Origin of the sequence: Streptomyces ferrugineus (assembly GCF_015160855.1) — a bacterium.
GTDB classification, from domain to species: domain Bacteria; phylum Actinomycetota; class Actinomycetes; order Streptomycetales; family Streptomycetaceae; genus Streptomyces; species Streptomyces ferrugineus.
The window spans coordinates 2,865,874-2,884,567 of sequence record NZ_CP063373.1; the positions used below are offsets into that span (position 1 = coordinate 2,865,874).

Annotated in this window: 21 protein-coding genes and 1 riboswitch; of the genes, 11 read left to right on the forward strand and 10 right to left on the reverse strand. The window is 72.3% G+C overall.

Features of this window, described 5'->3' with window-relative positions:
• Positions 1-52: 52 nt before the first annotated feature.
• A riboswitch (cobalamin riboswitch) is annotated at positions 53-172 on the reverse strand.
• Between the two features lie 141 nt (positions 173-313).
• From IM697_RS13060 to IM697_RS13070, 3 genes are all read right to left on the reverse strand, one after another.
• Positions 314-535: a hypothetical protein gene (locus IM697_RS13060; RefSeq protein WP_194047764.1), complete on the reverse strand. Its 222-nt coding sequence runs from the start codon at positions 533-535 to the stop codon at positions 314-316.
• A gap of 37 nt (positions 536-572) precedes the next feature.
• Entirely contained in the window at positions 573-1,817 is a 1,245-nt protein-coding gene (locus IM697_RS13065; protein WP_194047766.1) for an inorganic phosphate transporter, read from the reverse strand.
• A gap of 153 nt (positions 1,818-1,970) precedes the next feature.
• On the reverse strand, positions 1,971-2,717 hold the full coding sequence (locus IM697_RS13070; protein WP_194047768.1) for a lysozyme: 747 nt from the start codon (positions 2,715-2,717) through the stop codon (positions 1,971-1,973).
• Positions 2,718-2,924: 207 nt separating this feature from the next.
• On the opposite strand from IM697_RS13070, the gene IM697_RS13075 reads away from it, so the two are divergent.
• From IM697_RS13075 to IM697_RS13085, 3 genes are all read left to right on the forward strand, one after another.
• On the forward strand, positions 2,925-3,677 hold the full coding sequence (locus tag IM697_RS13075) for a class II aldolase/adducin family protein (RefSeq protein WP_194047770.1): 753 nt from the start codon (positions 2,925-2,927) through the stop codon (positions 3,675-3,677).
• Positions 3,678-3,991: 314 nt separating this feature from the next.
• The gene (locus IM697_RS13080) at positions 3,992-5,119 is read left to right on the forward strand and encodes an alpha/beta hydrolase (RefSeq protein WP_194047772.1); all 1,128 of its coding nucleotides are present in this window, start codon (positions 3,992-3,994) and stop codon (positions 5,117-5,119) included.
• Between the two features lie 169 nt (positions 5,120-5,288).
• Entirely contained in the window at positions 5,289-6,695 is a 1,407-nt protein-coding gene (locus tag IM697_RS13085) for a hypothetical protein (RefSeq protein ID WP_194047774.1), read from the forward strand.
• A 14-nt stretch (positions 6,696-6,709) separates the two neighbouring features.
• On the opposite strand, the gene IM697_RS13090 is transcribed toward IM697_RS13085, so the two are convergent.
• The gene (locus IM697_RS13090) at positions 6,710-7,123 is read right to left on the reverse strand and encodes a VOC family protein (protein ID WP_194047776.1); all 414 of its coding nucleotides are present in this window, start codon (positions 7,121-7,123) and stop codon (positions 6,710-6,712) included.
• Between the two features lie 252 nt (positions 7,124-7,375).
• Between IM697_RS13090 and IM697_RS13095 the strand changes: the two genes are divergently transcribed.
• The 3 genes from IM697_RS13095 (at position 7,376) to IM697_RS13105 (ending at position 10,465) form a co-directional block, all read left to right on the forward strand.
• The gene (locus tag IM697_RS13095; RefSeq protein ID WP_194047778.1) at positions 7,376-8,974 is read left to right on the forward strand and encodes an ABC-F family ATP-binding cassette domain-containing protein; all 1,599 of its coding nucleotides are present in this window, start codon (positions 7,376-7,378) and stop codon (positions 8,972-8,974) included.
• Positions 8,975-9,309: 335 nt separating this feature from the next.
• A complete protein-coding gene (locus IM697_RS13100; RefSeq protein WP_004002281.1) occupies positions 9,310-9,531 on the forward strand; it encodes a helix-turn-helix domain-containing protein in 222 nt (73 codons plus the stop codon).
• A 130-nt stretch (positions 9,532-9,661) separates the two neighbouring features.
• Positions 9,662-10,465 carry an enoyl-CoA hydratase/isomerase family protein gene (locus IM697_RS13105; protein WP_194047779.1) on the forward strand — a complete coding sequence of 268 codons (804 nt, stop codon included), beginning with the start codon at positions 9,662-9,664 and terminating at the stop codon, positions 10,463-10,465.
• Positions 10,466-10,485: 20 nt separating this feature from the next.
• On the opposite strand, the gene IM697_RS13110 is transcribed toward IM697_RS13105, so the two are convergent.
• On the reverse strand, positions 10,486-11,220 hold the full coding sequence (locus IM697_RS13110) for a nucleopolyhedrovirus P10 family protein (protein WP_194047781.1): 735 nt from the start codon (positions 11,218-11,220) through the stop codon (positions 10,486-10,488).
• Between the two features lie 89 nt (positions 11,221-11,309).
• Here IM697_RS13110 and IM697_RS13115 point away from each other — a divergent pair, with 89 nt between their 5' ends.
• From IM697_RS13115 to amaP, 5 genes are read left to right on the forward strand one after another with little or no spacing between them, the layout of a single operon-like run.
• The gene (locus tag IM697_RS13115) at positions 11,310-11,798 is read left to right on the forward strand and encodes an Asp23/Gls24 family envelope stress response protein (RefSeq protein WP_194047783.1); all 489 of its coding nucleotides are present in this window, start codon (positions 11,310-11,312) and stop codon (positions 11,796-11,798) included.
• Positions 11,799-11,848: 50 nt separating this feature from the next.
• On the forward strand, positions 11,849-12,040 hold the full coding sequence (locus IM697_RS13120) for a hypothetical protein (protein ID WP_194047785.1): 192 nt from the start codon (positions 11,849-11,851) through the stop codon (positions 12,038-12,040).
• Positions 12,037-12,447 (forward strand): Asp23/Gls24 family envelope stress response protein, encoded by a 411-nt coding sequence (locus IM697_RS13125; protein ID WP_194047787.1) that lies wholly within the window; start codon positions 12,037-12,039, stop codon positions 12,445-12,447. The genes IM697_RS13120 and IM697_RS13125 overlap by 4 nt, the downstream gene beginning before the upstream one ends.
• Positions 12,444-13,124 carry a DUF6286 domain-containing protein gene (locus IM697_RS13130; RefSeq protein ID WP_194047789.1) on the forward strand — a complete coding sequence of 227 codons (681 nt, stop codon included), beginning with the start codon at positions 12,444-12,446 and terminating at the stop codon, positions 13,122-13,124. The genes IM697_RS13125 and IM697_RS13130 overlap by 4 nt, the downstream gene beginning before the upstream one ends.
• Positions 13,121-13,708 (forward strand): alkaline shock response membrane anchor protein AmaP, encoded by a 588-nt coding sequence (gene amaP / locus IM697_RS13135; protein WP_194047791.1) that lies wholly within the window; start codon positions 13,121-13,123, stop codon positions 13,706-13,708. Before IM697_RS13130 ends, amaP begins: the two co-directional genes overlap by 4 nt.
• A 7-nt stretch (positions 13,709-13,715) precedes the next feature.
• Here the strand turns inward: amaP and IM697_RS13140 are convergent, their stop codons facing one another.
• The 5 genes from IM697_RS13140 to IM697_RS13160 are packed head-to-tail and all read right to left on the reverse strand — an operon-like array spanning position 13,716 to position 18,687.
• Positions 13,716-14,471 carry an SDR family oxidoreductase gene (locus IM697_RS13140; protein ID WP_194047793.1) on the reverse strand — a complete coding sequence of 252 codons (756 nt, stop codon included), beginning with the start codon at positions 14,469-14,471 and terminating at the stop codon, positions 13,716-13,718.
• A 5-nt stretch (positions 14,472-14,476) separates the two neighbouring features.
• Positions 14,477-16,264 (reverse strand): glycoside hydrolase family 15 protein, encoded by a 1,788-nt coding sequence (locus IM697_RS13145; RefSeq protein WP_194047795.1) that lies wholly within the window; start codon positions 16,262-16,264, stop codon positions 14,477-14,479.
• Between the two features lie 34 nt (positions 16,265-16,298).
• Positions 16,299-16,586, reverse strand: a complete 288-nt coding sequence (locus tag IM697_RS13150) for a hypothetical protein (protein ID WP_194047797.1) — start codon at positions 16,584-16,586, stop codon at positions 16,299-16,301.
• Complete coding sequence (locus IM697_RS13155; RefSeq protein WP_194047799.1) at positions 16,583-17,152, reverse strand: sigma-70 family RNA polymerase sigma factor; 570 nt, start codon at positions 17,150-17,152, stop codon at positions 16,583-16,585. Before IM697_RS13155 ends, IM697_RS13150 begins: the two co-directional genes overlap by 4 nt.
• Entirely contained in the window at positions 17,149-18,687 is a 1,539-nt protein-coding gene (locus IM697_RS13160) for a sodium:solute symporter family protein (RefSeq protein WP_194047801.1), read from the reverse strand. The genes IM697_RS13155 and IM697_RS13160 overlap by 4 nt, the downstream gene beginning before the upstream one ends.
• Between the last annotated feature and the right edge of the window lie 7 nt (positions 18,688-18,694).

An 18,694-nucleotide genomic window follows, 5' to 3' on the forward strand; every position in this document is an offset into this window, starting at 1 on the left:
CGATCGGCAGGCGAGCATCGCGTTGTGTCCTCACTCAGGGTGTCCACGCCCTGGTTCGACGAGACCGGCGGCGAGAGTTCCTGGCTCCCGGGGCTTACTACCCCGGTGACAGTGGCGGGACCGCGCCGGATTCGCACCGGCTTCCTCTCCTGCCGCCGTACTTGGCTCCGGAAGTCCACCATGGGGTTGGAAGGGGCGTCAACTTGCCGTTGACCTGCGGTGGGGGAGTGTGCGAAGGCCCACACAGCAGTGAGGTGCGGGACGGTTGTCCGTCCCGCACCTCGGGTGCTTCAGGTGATGCGCGTGGTGTGGTTCAGGCCACGATCAGATAGATCCCATACGCCACCGCCGCCGCGCACGCCGCGAAGCACGCGTAGGCGCCGGTGACCGCGAGGGCGGCCGAACCGCCCTGCGCCGAGGCCCTCTCCTGGCGGGACAGGCCCGCGATGCCGAGGGTGAACAGGCCCACCAGGGCCACCGTGACCGTGAGGCTGACGCCGAAGACGGAGCCGAGGGCCGCCCAGTCGATCTTCATGGTTCTTCTTCCTGAGTGAGGGGGTACCGGGGCGGAGTCAGACCGTGGCCTGGGACGGCGCGGGCTCGGTGGACGACGAGGCCGGGACGGTGGCCGCCAGTTCCTCGGCCGCCGGGTGCGCGGGGGTCGCCGGGGGCGGGGTCACGGCGGCGATGGCGGTGGTGACCACACCGGGCGACTCCTCGGTCTCGTTGACGTTGGTGTGGTCGACGACCTCGCGGCGGGAGATCTTCCAGATCGCGGCGCTGGAGGCGACCAGGAAGACGGCGACCGCTGCCGTGCCCCAGTTGCCGAGGCCCGTCACGTACTCCGCGAGCGCGGCGACCAGGGCGGCGGCCGGGAGGGTCAGGCCCCAGGCGACGAACATCCGGGTGGCCGTGGACCAGCGGACGACGCCGCCCTTGCGGCCGAGGCCGGCACCCATCACCGAACCGGAGACGGAGTGCGTGGTGGACAGGGAGAAGCCGAGGTGGGAGGAGGCCAGGATGACCGTGGCGGCGCTGGTCTGGGCGGCGAAGCCCTGCTGCGGCTGGAGGTCGGTCAGACCCTTGCCCATCGTGCGGATGATGCGCCAGCCGCCGAGGTAGGTGCCGAGCGCGATGGCGATACCGGCGGAGAGGATGACCCACATGGGCGGGTCGGAGTCGGGGGCGACGGCGCCGCCGGCGACCAGGGCGAGGGTGATGACGCCCATCGTCTTCTGCGCGTCGTTCGTGCCGTGCGCGAGGGAGACCAGGCCGGCGGAGGCGATCTGGCCGGTGCGGTAGCCCTTGGCGGCGGCCTTGCCGTCGGCCTTCTTGCCGAAGGTGTACGTCAGGCGGGTGGCGAGCAGCGCGGCGAGGCCCGCGACCAGCGGGGCGGCGATCGCCGGGATCAGGACCTTGGTGACGAGTACGTCGCCGTGGACCGCGCCGAAGCCGGCCGAGGCGACGGCGGCACCGATCAGACCGCCCATCAGGGCGTGCGAGGAGCTGGAGGGCAGGCCCACCAGCCAGGTCAGCAGATTCCAGAGGATCGCGCCGACCAGCGCGGCGAAGATGACCTCGGGACGGATGCCGGTCTCGTCGACGAGACCTTTGGAGATCGTGTTGGCGACCTCCACGGAGAGGAAGGCGCCGACAAGGTTCAGCACGGCGGACATGGCCACCGCGACCTTGGGCTTGAGCGCACCGGTCGAGATGGTGGTGGCCATCGCGTTGGCGGTGTCGTGGAAACCGTTCGTGAAATCGAACGCGAGTGCGGTCACGACCACAATCGCGAGGATCAGCGAGAAGTTTTCCATTTACCCAGGCAATCGTTCGAGGTCATTGGCTGGACGAACGTAGGTAACCTGGGTGAACGAGAGATGAACTGAGGGGGGCCGCACGGTGTCCGAGGGGCCTGGAAGAGGAGACCTTCGGTCCGCCGGTCGGTGTACGGCCCAAGTGCCGCCCGGCTAGTGGCCCCGGGCGAACTTCCTCAGCTGGGTCATGGAGCCGTTGAAGAGATTTTGGTCACCCGGCAGGCTGCCGCCGTTGTCGTACTGCCAGAAGGTCCAGAACCGCCATCCGGCCGGCATCGCGCCCGCGGTCGAGGAGTTGTAGCGGGCGATCCACAGGGCGTGGTTGGAGGCGAAGGCGCGGCTGGTGCCGGTGCAGGTGTTCCACCAGTGGGTGGTGGTGTAGATCACCGGGCGGCGGCCGGTCAGTCGCTTCACCTCGTTGCTGAAGGACTGGATCCAGTTGACCATCTTCGCCTTGCTCAGCCCGTAACACTTGTGCTTGCTGTACGGGTTGTACTCGATGTCGAGGGCGGGTGGCAGGGTCCAGCCGTCCGACCGCCAGCCGCCGCCGTTGCGCACGAAGAACGCGGCCTGGGTCCTGCCCGACGACTTGTTCGGCACCGCGAAGTGGTACGCGCCGCGGATCAGGCCCGCGTCGCGCGAGCCGTTGTACTGCTGGCCGAAGTACGGGTTGCGGTAGGTGTGGGACTCGGTCGCCTTGACGTAGACGAACCTGGCGCCCTTCGTCTTGGAGCTCTGCCAGTTGACGTTCTTCTGGTGCGAGGAGACGTCATGGCCCTTGGGCTTGCTCGCGGCCGCGGCCGGGATCTCGGCGAGGGCGGTTCCGCTGAGGGTGAGGGCCGCCGCGGATATCGCTATGAGACGGGAGCGGTGACGGGACGGTTTGCGATCACGGGCCATATTTCCCCCCGGAATGGCGACGTGCACGACAAATCTCCCAGAGAGTACTGGAAGATCGTTGAATGCCGATCGTTCTCAGGCCAAGGGCGAGGCGGGGGCGATATGTCCCCGTGTGCCCCCTTCCGGACGTCGTTCTTCCGCCCTAAAGTGCGGCGCCCTGGCGATGAGTTGACGCCGTGTCCGGGGCCTGGCTGGCAGGATCGCCGCATGGGTGAGGAACAGCGGGATCAGCGGGGCGTGCGGGAATCGCGGGATGCCCGGGAGGGCGCACAGGAAGTGGGGGAGCCGTGGGGCAGAAGTGCGCGGCCCGAGGAGACGGAGGCGTGGCAGACGCTGGTGGCGACGGCGCGGCGGACGGTGGCGGAAGGGCTGGTCGTCGGGACGTCGGGCAATGTGTCGGTGCGGGTCGGGGAGACGGTGCTGGTCACGCCGTCGGGAGTGCCGTACGACCGGCTGTCGGCGGAGGATGTGACGGGGGTCGATCTGGACGGGCGGCAGGTGTTGGGGGCGCTGGTGCCGACCAGTGAGCTGCCGATGCATCTGGCGATCTACCGCGCCACGGATGCCGGTGCGGTGGTCCACACCCATGCGGTGCATGCGACGGCCGTCTCGACGCTGGTGACCGGGCTCCCGCTGATCCACTACATGGCCGCGGCGCTGGGCGGGCCGGTCCGCGTCGCTCCCTATGCGACGTACGGCACCCGGGAGTTGGCCGAGAACATGCTCCAGGCGCTCACCGACCGCACCGCCTGTCTCCTCCAGAACCACGGCACGATCGCCTACGGCACGACGCTGGACCAGGCGTATGACCGCACGGCCCAACTGGAGTGGATGTGCCGGGTGTGGCTGACGGCCTCGTCCGTTCCGGGGCTGGCGCCGTCGTTGTTGTCGGAGGAGCAGGTGGCCGAGGTGGGGGAGCGGCTGCGGGGGTACGGGCAGCGGGGGGCCTCCGGCGGTTGAGCCGGGGGTGCCTGCGGCGGCCTGCTTGGGTGGTTGGGGGTGCGTGTAGCGCCTGCGGCTGGGTTGTGGGTCGGGGCCGCGCCGGGGGTGTCCGTCCTCGGTCGGGCGGTTGCTGTTGGGGAGAGAGGTGGCGTCTTTTGACGCCCGCCGCTGCGGGCGGATACCCCCGGCACGTCCCCTTGCCGCCGTACGCGGCTGCCCCCGCCGTGGGGGCGCGTCGGCGCCATAAACCGGCGGTGGGGGTGGGGCGGCGTGCCTCACTCGAAGTCGGCCTCCCACTGGCCCCTCCCCGCGTCCGCCCGGACACTGGAATCGTGCGCACTGTCAAAGCGACGGCCGCTGCCGTCACCGTGGCTCTGGCCGCCGGCGCCGCGAGCGTCGCCGCCGGGCGGTTCGCCAGTGGGGCCGCGCTGACGGCGCCCCCGGGCAGGCCCCTGCCCACCGAACCCCGGCTGACCGTGCACGCCACGGCCGCCGGGCAGATCGCGCTCACCCGCGCCCTCGCCTCCCTGCGCCCCGGCACCTACGGCCTGTCCGGCGACGGCTCGCACGCGGTCGTCGGCCCTGTGCTCGCCGCGGCGAAGCACTCCGCCGACACCGTCGTACGTCGGCTCGAGCGCGTCACTCACGGCACCCTGCAGCCCGGCGACAGCGTCTGGCTCACCCCGAACGTCCACGTCGGCGACCCGAGCGCCGCCCTCGGCCTCGACCACGCCGATGTCGACATCCCGGGCGAACTCGGCGCCCTGCCCGCGTGGTTCGTTCCCGGCGCGCGGGACACCTGGGTCATCGCCGTGCACGGGCTCGGCACCACCCGCGAACACGCCATGAACATCATGGAGTTCCTCAGCGGCCGGCACTTCCCGGTCCTCGCCCTCGCCTATCGCGGCGACCTCGGCGCGCCCCGCCCGCCGGACGGGCTGAACCATCTCGGCGAGACCGAGTGGCGGGACCTGGACGCGGCGATGCGCTATGCCGTGCGCCAGGGCGCCGAGCAACTCGTGCTGCTCGGCTGGTCCACCGGCGCGACGATGGCGCTGCGTGCCGCCGCGCGCTCGGGGCTGCGGGACCGGGTCTCCGGCCTCGTCCTCGACTCCCCGGTGCTGAGCTGGCAGACCACCCTGCGCGCCCTCGCCTCGGCCCGTCACACGCCGAGCGCGCTGCTGCCGCTCGCGGTCCGCGCGGCACAGGGCCGCACCGGGCTGAGCGCCGACCGTGCCGCCGACGGCGACGCCCCGGACCGGCTCGCGGTGCCGACCCTGATCTTCCACGGGCCCGAGGACCGGGTCGCCCCGTGGAACCTCTCGCGCCGCCTGGCGGACGCCCACCCCCACCTGGTGACCCTCCAGACGGTCGAGAACGCTCCTCACGCGGCCATGTGGAACGCCGACCCCGCGTCCTACGAGGAATCCCTGCGGCGCTTCATGACCCCGCTCATGTGACCGCGGCGGCGCCCCCGCACGGACCGGTCCCACAGATTCCGTTTAAGGCCGTACCACTGGCCTGTTATCGGCCCCCAGCCGCTCGCCGGACCCCGTGCGTTGGCCATCCCCGTCGCCCCTCGTGACATTCCGTTTGGGTTTTCGGACCGTCAACCGGAAGACTGCACCCGTGACGTCCCGTATCCCGCGCGACTCCAGGCTTCGACTCGTCCGCCCGCGACCCCTGGCCGCCGCCCCCAGAGCCGTGAACCAGCGGCGCCCGCGCCGCGCCGCGCCCCGCCCCCCGGAAGGCACACCGGCCCAGGCCGAGCTGGCCAGAATGGCTCGCTCCGGTCTGGCCGCCGCGGCCCGTGTCGCCCACTGGGCCGACGCCGCGCTGCGCCCCGGCCGCGACGGCTCGAACCCCGACGGCAAAGGCACCCTCTCCGACGCGACCGCCGAACGGGCGGCGAACGACCTGGGCCTGACCGTGGCTCAGGTGCGCGCCGACTGGGACACCGCCCGGCTCGCCGGTCTCGTCGAGGTGCACGGCGACACCGCCCGGCCCGGCTGGCGGCTGCGCGCCTGGGACCGCGACGACAGCGCCGTGCTGCGCGGCTGGGTCGCCCTCTTCGACGCCTGGTCCCTCGTCCACCCGGAACCCGAGCAGCACGAGCACGGTGCCGTGGCGGACGTCGTCTCGGCCCTGCCCCAGGTGCTCTCCTTCCTCCAGCTCTCCGCCGGGCCCGTCCCCGTCGAGCAGCTCCTCGACCTGCTGGAGCAGCGGGTCACCGAACTGCGCACCGAGAGGTGTGAGATCCCCTACGGGCCCCGGCCCGAGCCGGTCGCCGTTCCGGCCGCGGCCGCGCAGGACACCTCCCTCGCCCCGCTCCTCGACTGGGCCCTGCGCGCCCTCGCCTCCGTCGGCGCCCTCACCTGCGACGACGCACAGGCCACCCTCACCCCGCTCGGCAGCTGGGCGGTCTGGGTCAAGCTGGAGCAGATCTGCGTCGCCGCCCAGAGCCCCGCCGGGAACATCGAGCAGGCGGCCGAGGACATGCTCCGCGGCTGCGCCCAGCTCCGCCCCAACGCCGCCCGTGCCGAGTACCGCGCCTGGCTCGCCGCCCGCCCCGTCGGCAGCGCCGTCACCGAACTCCTCGGCGCCGCCCGCGGCGACGACGCCCTGCTGCGCGGCCTCGCCTTCGAGGCGCTGCGCGTCGTCGGCGCCCCCGCCGAGCCCGACGTACGCGCCGTCGTCGACGAGCCGACGCTGCGGCCCTACGCCCTGCTGTGGCTCGCCGAGCACGACGGCATCGACCCCGAGGACGCCCACGAGGTGCTCACCCGACAGGAGGCCACCTGGCTGTGGGTCGACACCGCCGCCGCGGTCGCCGACCACGGCGAGGCCCCGATGCTCGTACGGCACCTGGAGTCCGCGCTGCAGCCGACCGTCCCCGCGCTCCTCGACGAGGTGCGCGCCGTCGGTCACCCCCGCACCGTGCAGGTCCTCGTCGCGCTGGCCGCCGCGCACCCCGACCCCGCCCTCGCGAAGGCCGTGCGCCGCGCCGCCTTCCAGGTGCACACCGGGGGGAGCTGAGCCCGGGCGGGCGCTCAGCCCTTGATCTCGGGGGCGTAGGTGCCGAAGCTCCAGACGTTGCCCTCTGTGTCCCGGGCCATGTAGTCCCGCGAGCCGTAGTCCTGGTCCGTCGGGGGCATCAGGATCTCCGCGCCGTGCTCCACGGCCCGCCGGTGGTGTGCGTCGACGTCCTCCACGACGACGTACACCCCGGTCGTGCCCGCGTCCTTCATCACCTTGTCGAATGTGCTGCCGGTGCCCTTCGAACCGAGCATCACCGCGCCGTTGCCCTGCGCCAGCTCGGCGTGCGCCACCTTGCCGTCCTCGCCCTCGTACACCGCCAGCTCCGTGAACCCGAAGGCCTCCGTGAGCTGCCTGACCGCCGCCTTCGCGTCCGTGTACAGCAGCGTCGGGTAGATGCTCGGGCGCCCACCGCTCGTGTCTGCCATGCCGATCACTTCCTTGTGATCAATCGCCGGATGTCTCACCGTTGCCCAGTCTCGCAGCGACCACTGACAACGGCCCTCCGGCCCGAGGACGCGTGCCCACCCGAACGGAGAGACGAACCGAACACCCGATCCCAGAAAAAGTGGTTGCACCGCCCCGTTAGACTGGCCCCATGGCCATTCTCCTCGCGCATTAGACGGCGGGAACGTCCTCAGCCGTCCACCCCGCCACCCACCCCGCCCTGGAGTCTGTCCGTGATCTCCGCCTCCGGTATCGAGCTGCGCGCCGGTGCCCGCGTCCTCATCGAATCCGCGACCTTCCGTGTCGCCAAGGGCGACCGCATCGGCCTCGTCGGCCGCAACGGCGCCGGCAAGACCACCCTCACCAAGTGCCTCGCCGGCGAGGGCATCCCCGCCGGCGGCAACATCACCCGCTCCGGCGAGGTCGGCTACCTCCCGCAGGACCCCCGCACCGGCGACCTCGACGTCCTCGCCCGCGACCGCGTCCTGTCCGCCCGCGGCCTCGACGTGCTGATCCGCAAGATGCGCGAGAACGAACAGCGCATCGCCAACGGCAAGGGCGCCACCCGCGAGAAGGCGCTGAAGCAGTACGAGCGCCAGGAGACGGAGTTCCTCACCAAGGGCGGGTACGCCGCCGAGGCCGAGGCCGCCACCATCGCCGCCGCGCTCAACCTGCCCGACCGGGTGCTCGGCCAGCCGCTGCACACCCTCTCCGGCGGTCAGCGCCGCCGTATCGAGCTGGCCCGCATCCTGTTCTCCGACGCGGACACCCTGCTGCTCGACGAGCCGACCAACCACCTCGACGCCGACTCGATCGTCTGGCTGCGGGACTACCTGAAGACCTACCGCGGCGGCTTCGTCGTGATCTCCCACGACGAAGACCTGGTCGAGACGGTCGTCAACAAGGTGTTCTACCTGGACGCCAACCGGGCCCGGATCGACATCTACAACATGGGCTGGAAGCTCTACCAGCAGCAGCGCGAGGCCGACGAGAGGCGCCGCAGGCGCGAGCGGCAGAACGCCGAGAAGAAGGCCGCCGCCCTCAACGCCCAGGCCGACAAGATGCGCGCCAAGGCCACCAAGACGGTCGCCGCGCAGAACATGGCCCGGCGTGCCGAGCGGCTGCTGTCCGGCCTCGAAGAGGTGCGGCAGTCCGACAAGGTCGCCAAGCTCCGCTTCCCCGAGCCGGCGCCCTGCGGCAAGACCCCGCTGACCGCCGAGGGGCTGTCGAAGTCGTACGGCTCCCTGGAGATCTTCACCGATGTCGACCTGGCCATCGACAAGGGGTCGAGGGTGGTCATCCTCGGGCTGAACGGTGCCGGTAAGACCACCCTGCTCAGGCTCCTCGCCGGCGTCGAGCAGCCGGACACCGGCGCGGTCATCCCCGGCCACGGGCTCAAGATCGGCTACTACGCCCAGGAGCACGAGACCCTGGACGCCGACCGCACCGTCCTGGAGAACATGCGCTCCGCCGCCCCGGACATGGATCTCGTCGAGGTCCGCAAGGTGCTCGGCTCGTTCCTGTTCTCCGGTGACGACGTCGACAAGCCGGCCGGGGTCCTCTCCGGCGGCGAGAAGACCCGTCTCGCCCTGGCCACCCTGGTGGTGTCGTCGGCGAACGTGCTGCTGCTCGACGAGCCCACCAACAACCTCGACCCGGCCAGCCGTGAGGAGATCCTCGGCGCGCTGCGCACCTACAAGGGCGCCGTCGTCCTCGTCACCCACGACGAGGGCGCCGTCGAGGCGCTCCAGCCGGAGCGGATCATTCTGCTGCCCGACGGTGTCGAGGATCTGTGGGGCGCCGATTACGCGGATCTCGTCGCCCTCGCTTGATCGAATGCGTGATCAACAGCGTATGGATCATTCGGCCCATCCGTGATCCATCATCTGTGTGAGATCTCCTCATACCGAGGTGTGTGCTACATCGAATTCGCGGCCGAGTCCTTTATCGACAAGGGCTCGGCCGTCGTACTGCTCTGACCTGGGGCTTCGTAAAAGAACCCGTTCGGGCGTACGGACAGCACTCATCGGAATTCATGATTCCGCATGTGGGGATGTGCTCCTGTCGTCAAAACCCTGTCTCACGGACCTTGCCGAATGGGTGGCCATGAAGGCCCGGAGGGGTGATCATGAGGAGACCAGAGCGCACTTCCCATGAGGAGGCACGGGTGGCCGAGACTCTGAAGAAGGGCAGCCGGGTAACCGGCGCCGCGCGCGACAAGCTCGCGGCAGACCTGAAGAAGAAGTACGACTCCGGTGCGAGCATTCGGGCACTGGCCGAGGAAACCGGCCGCTCGTATGGCTTCGTACACCGGATGCTCAGCGAATCGGGCGTCACGCTTCGTGGGCGTGGCGGGGCGACGCGGGGCAAGAAGGCCGCATCGTCCTGAGCCCGGGCGGCCCATCGCTTCGATGGTGGCCACCCGGTCGGTCGGCTGACTGACCGGGTGGTTACTGTGCAGTCACTTAGGGGGTGCCCTCCGGGCATCCCGAGATGACCGCACTCATCGGAGGCGCCCCATGGCTTCGCCCGACCAGGACCTTGCTCCCCTGCTCGACAAGAACGGCGTACGGCTCACCGTCGACGGCGCGATCGCCACGGTGACCCTGGACAACCCGGCCAAGCGCAATGCGCAGAGCCCCGCCATGTGGCGGACGCTCGCCGAGGCCGGGCGGGCCCTGCCCGGCCATGTGCGGGTCGCTGTGCTGCGCGGTGAGGGCAAGTCCTTCTCCGCCGGACTCGACCGGCAGATGTTCACGCCCGAGGGGATCGAGGGCGAGCCCTCGTTCATCGACCTCGCGCGCAGCAGCGACGGCGAACTCGACGCTGCCATCGCCGAGTTCCAGGAGGGCTTCACCTGGTGGCGGCGCAACGACATCGTGTCGATCGCCGCCGTGCAGGGCCATGCCATCGGGGCGGGCTTCCAGCTCGCGCTCGCCTGTGACGTGCGCGTCGTCGCCGACGACGTGCAGTTCGCCATGCGCGAGACCAGCCTCGGGCTGGTGCCGGACCTGACGGGCACGCATCCGCTCGTCGGCCTGGTCGGATACGGCCGTGCGCTGGAGATCTGTGTGACGGGGCGCTTCGTCGCGGCCGAGGAGGCCGTGAGCAGCGGACTCGCCAACCTCGCGGTGCCCGCCGACCAGCTCGACGACGCCGTACGGGATCTGGCGGGGGCGATCGTGGCCGCGCCGCGCGACGCGGTCATCGAGACCAAGGCGCTGATTCGTGGTGCCGTGGATCGCACCTACGACGAGCAGCGCGGCGCCGAGCGGGCCGCGCAGGCGCGTCGGCTGCGGGATCTGGCCGGCCTCGGCGAATAGACCGCACGAACCCGCGCCGGTCAGCCGACGGCCGTCACCAGCACCGCCACCGTCGGACGATCCGCCACCGCCTCGCGCACCTTCCGGCGGACCTCCCGGGCCACGTCCAGGGCCCGGCGGTCCGCGCTCACCGCGATCTCCACGCGCATGTGCCGGTGCGCCAGGGCGGTCGCGGACCGCCGCTGCTCGATGTGCACCGCATGCCCCAACCCGCCCAGGACGCCGGTCAGTCCAACGACCCCCGGCACCGCCAGGGCGGCGGCCGCGACGCGCTCCTCGTCCGGGTCACCGGGCTCCGCGGCCCGGGCCGGCTCGGGCCGCCGTACCGGAGCGGGTCCGGCGTCCCCCTCCTCGTCCCCGTCGAGCAGGGCCGTCACCCGTAGGTCCACCTCGGTCACCGTCAGGCCGAGGCGGTCCGCCGCCGCGTCGGCCAGCAGGGCGCGCAGCCGGTCCGCCGTCGCGGGCAACGGCTCGGTCGCCCTCGCCGCGAAGTCGGCCGACACCCGCAGCGGCCCCGGTGGCAGGGCGCTCGGCGGGGGCGGTACGGCCGCCTCGTGCGCCTCCTCCGGGTCGGTGAGCGCGATCCGCAGCGCCCCCAGCCGTACCCCGCGCATGTCCCCGGCCGCGCGCCGCAGCGCCGCCTCGGCCGCCCTCTCGGAGATCCAGGCGCCGTCCCGCGCACCGCCCAGCGGCAGCAGCCGACCAAGGCCCACCTGATCCCGAACCGCCCGCGCCCATCCGTCGACTGTCGTCATTCCTCCAGCCTGCCGCATCCCCGGGGCGCGGTGGGGCAACCGCGCTTACGGTGGTCGAAGGAACGACAGACCGAAAGGGACGTACGGCGATGACCGACATGGAGCAGGACCGGACGCAGAACCCTGAGGAGACGGCGCCCCCCGTGGCGCCCACGCCGCGCAAGGCCGCCAAGCGGGGCGGCGGGGACCCGGCGAGCCGCGGCCGCACCACCATCGCCGACGGCGTCGTCGAGAAGATCGCCGGAATGGCGGCGCGCGACGTGGTCGGTGTGCACGCGATGGGCAGCGGGATCAGCCGCACCTTCGGTGCCGTACGGGAACGGGTGCCCGGCACGGCGAAATCCGTGACGCGCGGCGTCAAGGCCGAGGTCGGCGAGGTGCAGACCGCGCTCGACCTGGAGATCGTCGTCGACTACGGCGTGTCCATCGCCGACGTGGCCCGGGCCGTGCGGGAGAACGTGATCGCCGGCGTCGAGCGGATGACCGGCCTGGAAGTCGTCGAGGTCAACATCGCGGTGAGTGATGTGAAGCTTCCCGAGGAAGAGGAAGAGGAGTCGGAGCAGCCCCGGATCCAGTGACGCCGACGCGATGAGGCACCGGCGGCACCCGCAACCGAATGGAGGGCACCATGAGCATGGCCGTGGTCGGCATGATCGCCGGCATGGCGCTGGGCTTCGCCGGCTACTTCGGCGGGTTCGGCGCCTTCGTGCTGGTGGCGGCGCTGGGCGCCGTCGGGTTCGTCGTCGGCAGGTTCCTGGAGGGGGACTACGAGCTCGGCGACTTCTTCCGCCAGCGTGACGGCCGACGCGACCGGCGGTGACGTCCGTGAGCGCTCAGGCCGCGGAAGTCGGCGGACCGGCGGCCGTCGTCGTCCCGCCCGGTGAGCGCGGGGCGACCTGGATCGCCGACCGGGTCGTCACGAAGATCGCCTCACAGGCGGCGCGCGAGGCGGTGGGGCGGCTGCCCAAGGACGCCGCACGGCCCTACGCCCATGTCGTCGTGCGCCCCCAGGCCGCCGAGGGCGCCGCCGTCGACGCCGCCCGGGTCCGCGTCCATGTGGAGCTCGACTACCCGTGCGACATCGGGTCCCGGTGCGCGGCCGTGCGTCGGCATGTCGTGGAGCGGGTAGGCGCGTTGGTGGGCATGGAGGTGCCGGAGGTCGCCGTGCACGTGGAGCGGCTGCACCCGGCGCCCGGACAGGGCGCGGCACAGGGGAGGACCCGATGAGCGAGTCCCAGCCTTCCGAGGGCACCACACAACGGCTCCCGGTCCTGGAGAAGGAGACCGGACCGGAACCCCTCGACCAGTCGGCGTCGGCGGCGGACTACGATCCCCCGTCCGCGCTCGACGGCGAGGGCGGACGCGAGGGCCGCTTCTGGTCGGCACGCCGGATCCCGGCCGCGATCACGGCACTCCTGCTGATGGTCGTCGCGGGCTTCTTCCTGTACGACATCGCCGCCGTGCGCGCCGACCGGCCCGCCATGCGCTGGCGCCGGGAACTGGCCCAGCAGCTCGCCGCGCGCCCCCTCGACGACGTCTGGGTGCTCGTCGGCGCGGGCGTCACCGCCGCCCTCGGCCTGTGGCTGCTCGTCCTGGCCACCACGCCCGGTCTGCGCCGGGTGCTGCCGATGCGGCGCACCCACACCGACGTACGCGCCGGACTCCACCGCGACCTGGCCGCCCTGGTCCTGCGCGACCGGGCCATGGAGATCTCCGGCGTCCAGTCGGTACGGGTACGGGTGCGCCGGTCCCGGGCCGATGTCCGCGCCGTCTCCCATTTCCGCGAACTGGACGACGTACGCGCCGACCTGGACGCCGCGCTCGCCGACGCGATCAGGGGCCTGGGGCTGGCCCGCCCGCCCGCGCTGTCGGTGCGGGTACGGCGGCCCGGACGGAAGGGGTGAGGGCCGTGCTCAGGGTGGTCAACCGGGTACTGATCGGGCTCGTCGGACTGGTCCTTCTCGTCATCGGCGGCTCGGTGCTCGCCGTGGGCCTGGGGGCGCCGGCGCCCTCCTGGTGGATCCACGACGACCGCCACGACGTCCTGCTCAGCGACGCCGAGCGGACCCGCTGGCGGGACGACGGCTGGTGGTGGCCGACGGTCATCGCCGTCCTGGCCGTCCTGCTGCTGCTCGCCCTGTGGTGGCTGACCGCGAACCTCCGCCGACGCCGCCTCGCCGAGGTCCTGGTGGACACGGGGGACGGCGAGGGCGCACTGCTGCGGGGCCGGGCCCTGGAGACCGTACTGGCGAACGAGGCGGCGACACAGGAGGGCGTCCAACGCGCCCACGTCCACCTGACGGGCAGGCGCAGCACTCCGGAGACCCGGGTACGGCTCCTGCTGCAACCGCACGTGGACCCAGGGGCGGCGCTGAACGACCTCACCACCCAGGCCCTGGCCCACGCCCGCAGTTCGGCGGGCCTGGCGTCACTGCCGACCGAGGTCCGCCTCAGGGGCGTCAAGCACGGGGCCGAAAGGGTCAGTTGACCCGCTGTCAGAATCCGTGCCGCATGCCGCCGTCCACCGGCAACATGATCCCGGTCAGATAGGACGCGGCGGGAGACAGCAAGAACGCCGCCGCACGCCCGAATTCCTCCGGCGTCCCATAACGCCGCAGCGGAATACGCGCCTCGTGCCCCGCCCGCGTCGCCTCCGGGTCGGCGGACAGGCCGTCCAGCTCGCGCACGCGGTCCGTGTCGATCCGGGACGGCAGCAGGCCCACGACCCGGATCCCCCGCGGCCCCAGCTCGTCCGCGAGGGACTTCGCGAACCCGGCGAGCCCCGGCCGCAGCCCGTTGGAGATGGTCAGCGCCGGAATCGGCTCGTGCACCGAGGCCGACAGCACGAACCCGATGACCCCGCCCTCGTCGAGCTCCGCCGCCGCCGTCCGCGCGAGCCGGACCGCACCCAGGAACACCGACTCGAACGCCGCCCGCCACTGCTCGTCCGTGTTGTCCGCGACGAACCCGGCCGGCGGCCCCCCGACGCTCACCAGGATGCCGTCGAAGCCCCCGAACGCGTCGCGCGCGGCGGCGATCAGCCGCGCCGGCGCCTCCGTGTCGGCGTTGTCGACGGCCACCCCGACCGCGTTCGGCCCCAACTCGGCGGCGGCCGCGGCGACCCGCTTGTCGTCCCTGCCGGTCACCACCACCTTCGCCCCGTCGGCCACCAGCTCACGCGCCGCCGCGTTGCCCAGCCCACGGGTGGCACCCGTGACGACGTACACCCGGTCCTTCAGTCCAAGATCCATGGCCCCTATCCTGCCCCGTCGCCCCCGAACAGGGCGAGGGCGGTGTTCACCAGGCCGATATGGCTGAAGGCCTGCGGGAAGTTGCCGAGCTGGCGGCCGGAGACGGGGTCGTACTCCTCCGACAGCAGACCCACGTCGTTGGTGAGTCCCACCAGCCGGTCGAACAACTCCCGCGCCTCCTGGGTACGGCCCGTCATGTGCAGCGCCTCCGCGAGCCAGAACGAGCAGGCCAGGAACGTGCCCTCGTCGCCGGGCAGCCCGTCCACGGTCGTGCCCTCGGTGCTGTAGCGGCGCAGGAAGCCCTCATGACTGAGCTCGGCGCGGATCGCGTCGATGGTGCCGACGACACGCGGGTCGTCGGGCGGCAGGAAGCCGACGCGCGGGATGAGCAGCAGCGCGGCGTCGAGCTCACGGGAGCCGTAGGACTGCGTGAAGGTGTTGCGTTCGGCGTCGTAGCCCTTCTCGCACACCTCGCGGTGCACCTCGTCGCGCATCTCCCGCCAGCCGTCGAGGTCGCCCTGAAGCTTCGGGTACTTCTCCAGTGCGCGCACGGCACGGTCCGCGGCCACCCACACCATCACCTTCGAGTGCACGAAGTGACGGCGGCCGCCGCGCACCTCCCACAGCCCCTCGTCGGGCTGCCGCCATGCCGAGCGCAGCCACTCGACGAGCGCGGCCTGGATCGCCCACATGTGCGGCCTGGCGGGCAGTCCCGCGTCCCGGGCCAGCGCGAGGGTGTCCATGACCTCGCCGTACACGTCCAACTGGAGCTGGTCCACGGCCTGGTTGCCGATGCGCACGGGGGAGGAGCCGGCGTAGCCGGGCAGCCAGGGCACCTCCCACTCGGGCAGCCGCCGCTCGCCCGCCAGGCCGTACATGATCTGCAGATCGGCCGGGTCACCGGCGACCGCGCGCACCAGCCAGTCGCGCCAGGCCTCGGCCTCCTCGCGATAGCCCGCCGACAGGCCGACGTTGAGGGTGAGGGTGGAGTCGCGCAGCCAGCAGTAGCGGTAGTCCCAGTTGCGGACGCCGCCCAGCTCCTCGGGCAGCGAGGTGGTGGGGGCGGCGACGATGCCGCCGGTCGGCCGGTAGGTGAGGGCCTTGAGGGTGATCAGGGAGCGGACGACGGTGTCGCGGTACGGGCCGTCGTAGGGGCAGTTCCCCACCCACCCGCGCCAGTCCCGGACGCTGCTGTGCAGCGCCTTGTACGGGTCGACGAGGGGCGGGCGCGGCTCGTGCGAGGGGTGCCAGGTGAGGACGAACGCGACCTTCTCGCCCTTGGCGACGGTGAACTCCGAGTGCGTACCGAGGTCCTCCCCCCAGGTGTGCACCGCGGGTTCGCTGCGCAGCCAGACCGAGTCGGGGCCGGCGACGGCGACCCGGTGGCCGCGGGACTCGCGCACCCAGGGCACGATCGAGCCGTAGTCGAAGCGGATCCGCAGGGTGCTGCGCACCGTGACGCGGCCGTGCAACCCCTCGACGATGCGCACCAGGTCGGGGGCGCGGTCGCGTTGGGGCATCAGGTCGGTGACGCGGATCGCGCCGTCGGCGGTCTCCCACTCGGTGTCGAGCACCAGGGTGTCCGGGCGGTAGGCGCGGCGCGTGCAGGGGCCCTTGGCGTGCTTGGGGGCGATGCGCCAGTGGCCGTTGTCGTCGTCGCCGAGCAGTCTGGCGAAGCAGGCCGCCGAGTCGAACCGGGGCAGGCACAGCCAGTCGACGGACCCGTCCCTGCCGATGAGGGCAGCCGTCTGCTCGTCGCTGATCAGGGCGTAGTCCTCGATGCGCTGCTGCACGCAGTTGCGGGTTCCCCCGGGGCCGGTGGGCCAATCAGGGCTGGGGCCGGGGGAGTGACGCGCTCGCCGGGGACCCGGTGCCGGAGAAGATCACCCCGGGATCCGCCGGGGCGTGGTTGAGGACCCACAGCCCGATCAGCGTGGCCAGGGCGAACACGACGGCGACCAGGACGGCGAGGACGAGCCGGCGCCGGCGCTCCCGGCGCAGCCACTCGCCGCGCGCCGTGCGATAGGCGTCGGGCGGGGCCTGCACCCCGTCGGCGAGCGCGGCGAGCGCCTCACGCAGCTCCCGCTCGGTGCGGCCTGAAGTGGTCTCGTTCATCGCCGGGCCTCCATCGCCTGGGTCAGGGCGGCGAGGCCGCGTGCCGTATGGGTCTTGACGGATCCGCAGGAGATCCCCATCGCCGCGGCGATCTCGCCCTCCTTCAGTCCGAGCCAGTGCCGCAGCACCAGCGCCTCGCGCTGCCGGGCCGGCAACTGCTGGAGCGCGTCGATCAGGACGCGCTGGTCGTCACGGAGCAGCGCGGTGCTCTCGGCGGAGGCGACGAGCTCCTCGGCCGGCTTCTCCACGTGCCTGCGGGCCACTTGGAGATGGCGTATCCGCATCCGCGTCAGATTGCACACGGTGGAGCGCAGATACGCCTCCGCCGCCTCGGTGTCCCGCAGCCGCCGCCACTTGCGGTAGATCTGGTAGTAGGCCTCGGCGACCACGTTCTCCGGGTCGTCGGCGCCGAGCAGGACGGCGAGGCGCAGCATCGAGGAGTAGTGCAGCTCGAACAGGCGGGCCAGGCCCGCCTCGCGCTCCAGGTCCGCCGGATCGCTCGCCGCGGGGGCGAGGGGAACGGCCGGTACCGGAGTACCGCTGTCGGGTCTCAGATGCTGTCTCACGGGTTGTTCGCTCCCGTCTCGGGGCGCCGCCCGACGCTCAGGCGCGACGGCAGGCCGGTCAGGTCGGCGCCGCGCGGGACGCCGAGGCGTTCGAGCACCGCGGTCCCGGCCACGGCGACGATGAGGTTGAGCAGCAGGGCGGCGAGCCCGGCGTAGATCTCCGGCCCGGAACCGAGCGGCACGATCGACGAGAAGCCCTCCCGTACGACCATGAAGGTCCCGGCGGCCATGCCCACGCCCCACCCGGCGAGCAGCGCCCGCGGATGCAGCCGCCCGGTGAACAGGCCCACCGCCACGGCCGGGAAGATCTGCAGGATCCAGACCCCGCCGAGGAGCTGGAGGTTGATGGCGTCCTGGTCGCGCAGCCCGAACACGAACGCCACCGCGCCCACCTTCGCGGTCAGCGACACCGCCTTGGCGATGCGCACCTGCCGCTTGGGCGTGGCCGTGGGATGGACGTACTCGACGTACACATTGCGGACGAAGCTGGTGGCGGCCGCGATCGACATCACCGCCGCCGGGACCAGCGCCCCCACGGTGATCGCCCCGAACACCAGCCCGGCCAGCGGGGCCGGCATCAGCCGGTCCACCAGCATCGGTACGGCCGCCTCGGCGCCGCCCGCCGGGGCGCGCACGCCGGTCGCGAGCGCCGCGATGCCGAGGAAGCCGAAGAGGGCGAGCAGCCCGGTCCAGGCGGGCAGCGCCACGGACACCTTGCGCAGGGTCCGCGGGCCGTCGGCGGCGAACCCGGCGGTGAGGACGTGCGGGTACATCAGCAGGGCGAGCGCGGAGCCCAGCGCGAGGGTGGCGTAGGCGGGCTGCTGCTCGGGGGTGAGGAGCAGCGCCGGGCCGCCGAGGCGCTCCGCCGCTCCGTCGAAGACGGCACCCGGGCCGCCGAGCCGCTCCAGGACCAGCCAGGTCACCGCGGTCAGCGACACGAACACGGCCACGGCCTTGAGCGCGGAGATCACGGTGGGGGCGCGCAGCCCGTGCCGGTAGGTGGCGATGGCCAGCCCCGCGAACAGCGCCACCATCACCAGATCGCCGGCCGCACCCCGCGGATACACGCCCCCGGCCGCGAGCACCGCCCGTATGCCGAGCAGCTGCAGGGCGAGGTACGGCATCGTCGCGAGGATCCCGGTCAGCGCGACCACCAGGGCCAGCGGCGGCGAGCCGTACCGGCCGCGCACGAAGTCGGCCGCGGTGACGTAGCCGTGCCGTCGGGCCACCGACCACAGTCGGCTCAGCAGCACGAAGGCGATCGGGCAGACGATCACCGTGTACGGCACCGCGAAGAAGGCGGGCGCCCCGTTGCCGTACGCGAGTCCCGGGATGGCGGCGAAGGTGTACGCGGTGAAGATCGTGCCGCCCAGCAGCAGCCAGGTCCACACCGGGCCGAGACTGCGGTCGGCCAGCGCCCAGCCCTCCAGGGACGGCAGCCGCTCGCTCGGGTGCAGGCGCCGCGCGGTGACGGCGAGCAGCGACGCTCCGCCGATCACGGCGAGAAACGTCGCGGTCATGGCGCCGTCGGCCATGGGTCAC

What these genes read in the sequence shown, in the direction of transcription:
- IM697_RS13060 (WP_194047764.1), bottom strand. Translation starts at nt 535, where the DNA reads ATGAAGATCGACTGGGCGGCCCTCGGCTCCGTCTTCGGCGTCAGCCTC.
- IM697_RS13065 (WP_194047766.1), bottom strand. Translation starts at nt 1,817, where the DNA reads ATGGAAAACTTCTCGCTGATCCTCGCGATTGTGGTCGTGACCGCACTC.
- IM697_RS13070 (WP_194047768.1), bottom strand. Translation starts at nt 2,717, where the DNA reads ATGGCCCGTGATCGCAAACCGTCCCGTCACCGCTCCCGTCTCATAGCG.
- IM697_RS13075 (WP_194047770.1), top strand. Translation starts at nt 2,925, where the DNA reads ATGGGTGAGGAACAGCGGGATCAGCGGGGCGTGCGGGAATCGCGGGAT.
- IM697_RS13090 (WP_194047776.1), bottom strand. Translation starts at nt 7,123, where the DNA reads ATGGCAGACACGAGCGGTGGGCGCCCGAGCATCTACCCGACGCTGCTG.
- IM697_RS13105 (WP_194047779.1), top strand. Translation starts at nt 9,662, where the DNA reads ATGGCTTCGCCCGACCAGGACCTTGCTCCCCTGCTCGACAAGAACGGC.
- IM697_RS13110 (WP_194047781.1), bottom strand. Translation starts at nt 11,220, where the DNA reads ATGACGACAGTCGACGGATGGGCGCGGGCGGTTCGGGATCAGGTGGGC.
- IM697_RS13115 (WP_194047783.1), top strand. Translation starts at nt 11,310, where the DNA reads ATGACCGACATGGAGCAGGACCGGACGCAGAACCCTGAGGAGACGGCG.
- IM697_RS13120 (WP_194047785.1), top strand. Translation starts at nt 11,849, where the DNA reads ATGAGCATGGCCGTGGTCGGCATGATCGCCGGCATGGCGCTGGGCTTC.
- IM697_RS13130 (WP_194047789.1), top strand. Translation starts at nt 12,444, where the DNA reads ATGAGCGAGTCCCAGCCTTCCGAGGGCACCACACAACGGCTCCCGGTC.
- IM697_RS13140 (WP_194047793.1), bottom strand. Translation starts at nt 14,471, where the DNA reads ATGGATCTTGGACTGAAGGACCGGGTGTACGTCGTCACGGGTGCCACC.
- IM697_RS13150 (WP_194047797.1), bottom strand. Translation starts at nt 16,586, where the DNA reads ATGAACGAGACCACTTCAGGCCGCACCGAGCGGGAGCTGCGTGAGGCG.
- IM697_RS13160 (WP_194047801.1), bottom strand. Translation starts at nt 18,687, where the DNA reads ATGGCCGACGGCGCCATGACCGCGACGTTTCTCGCCGTGATCGGCGGA.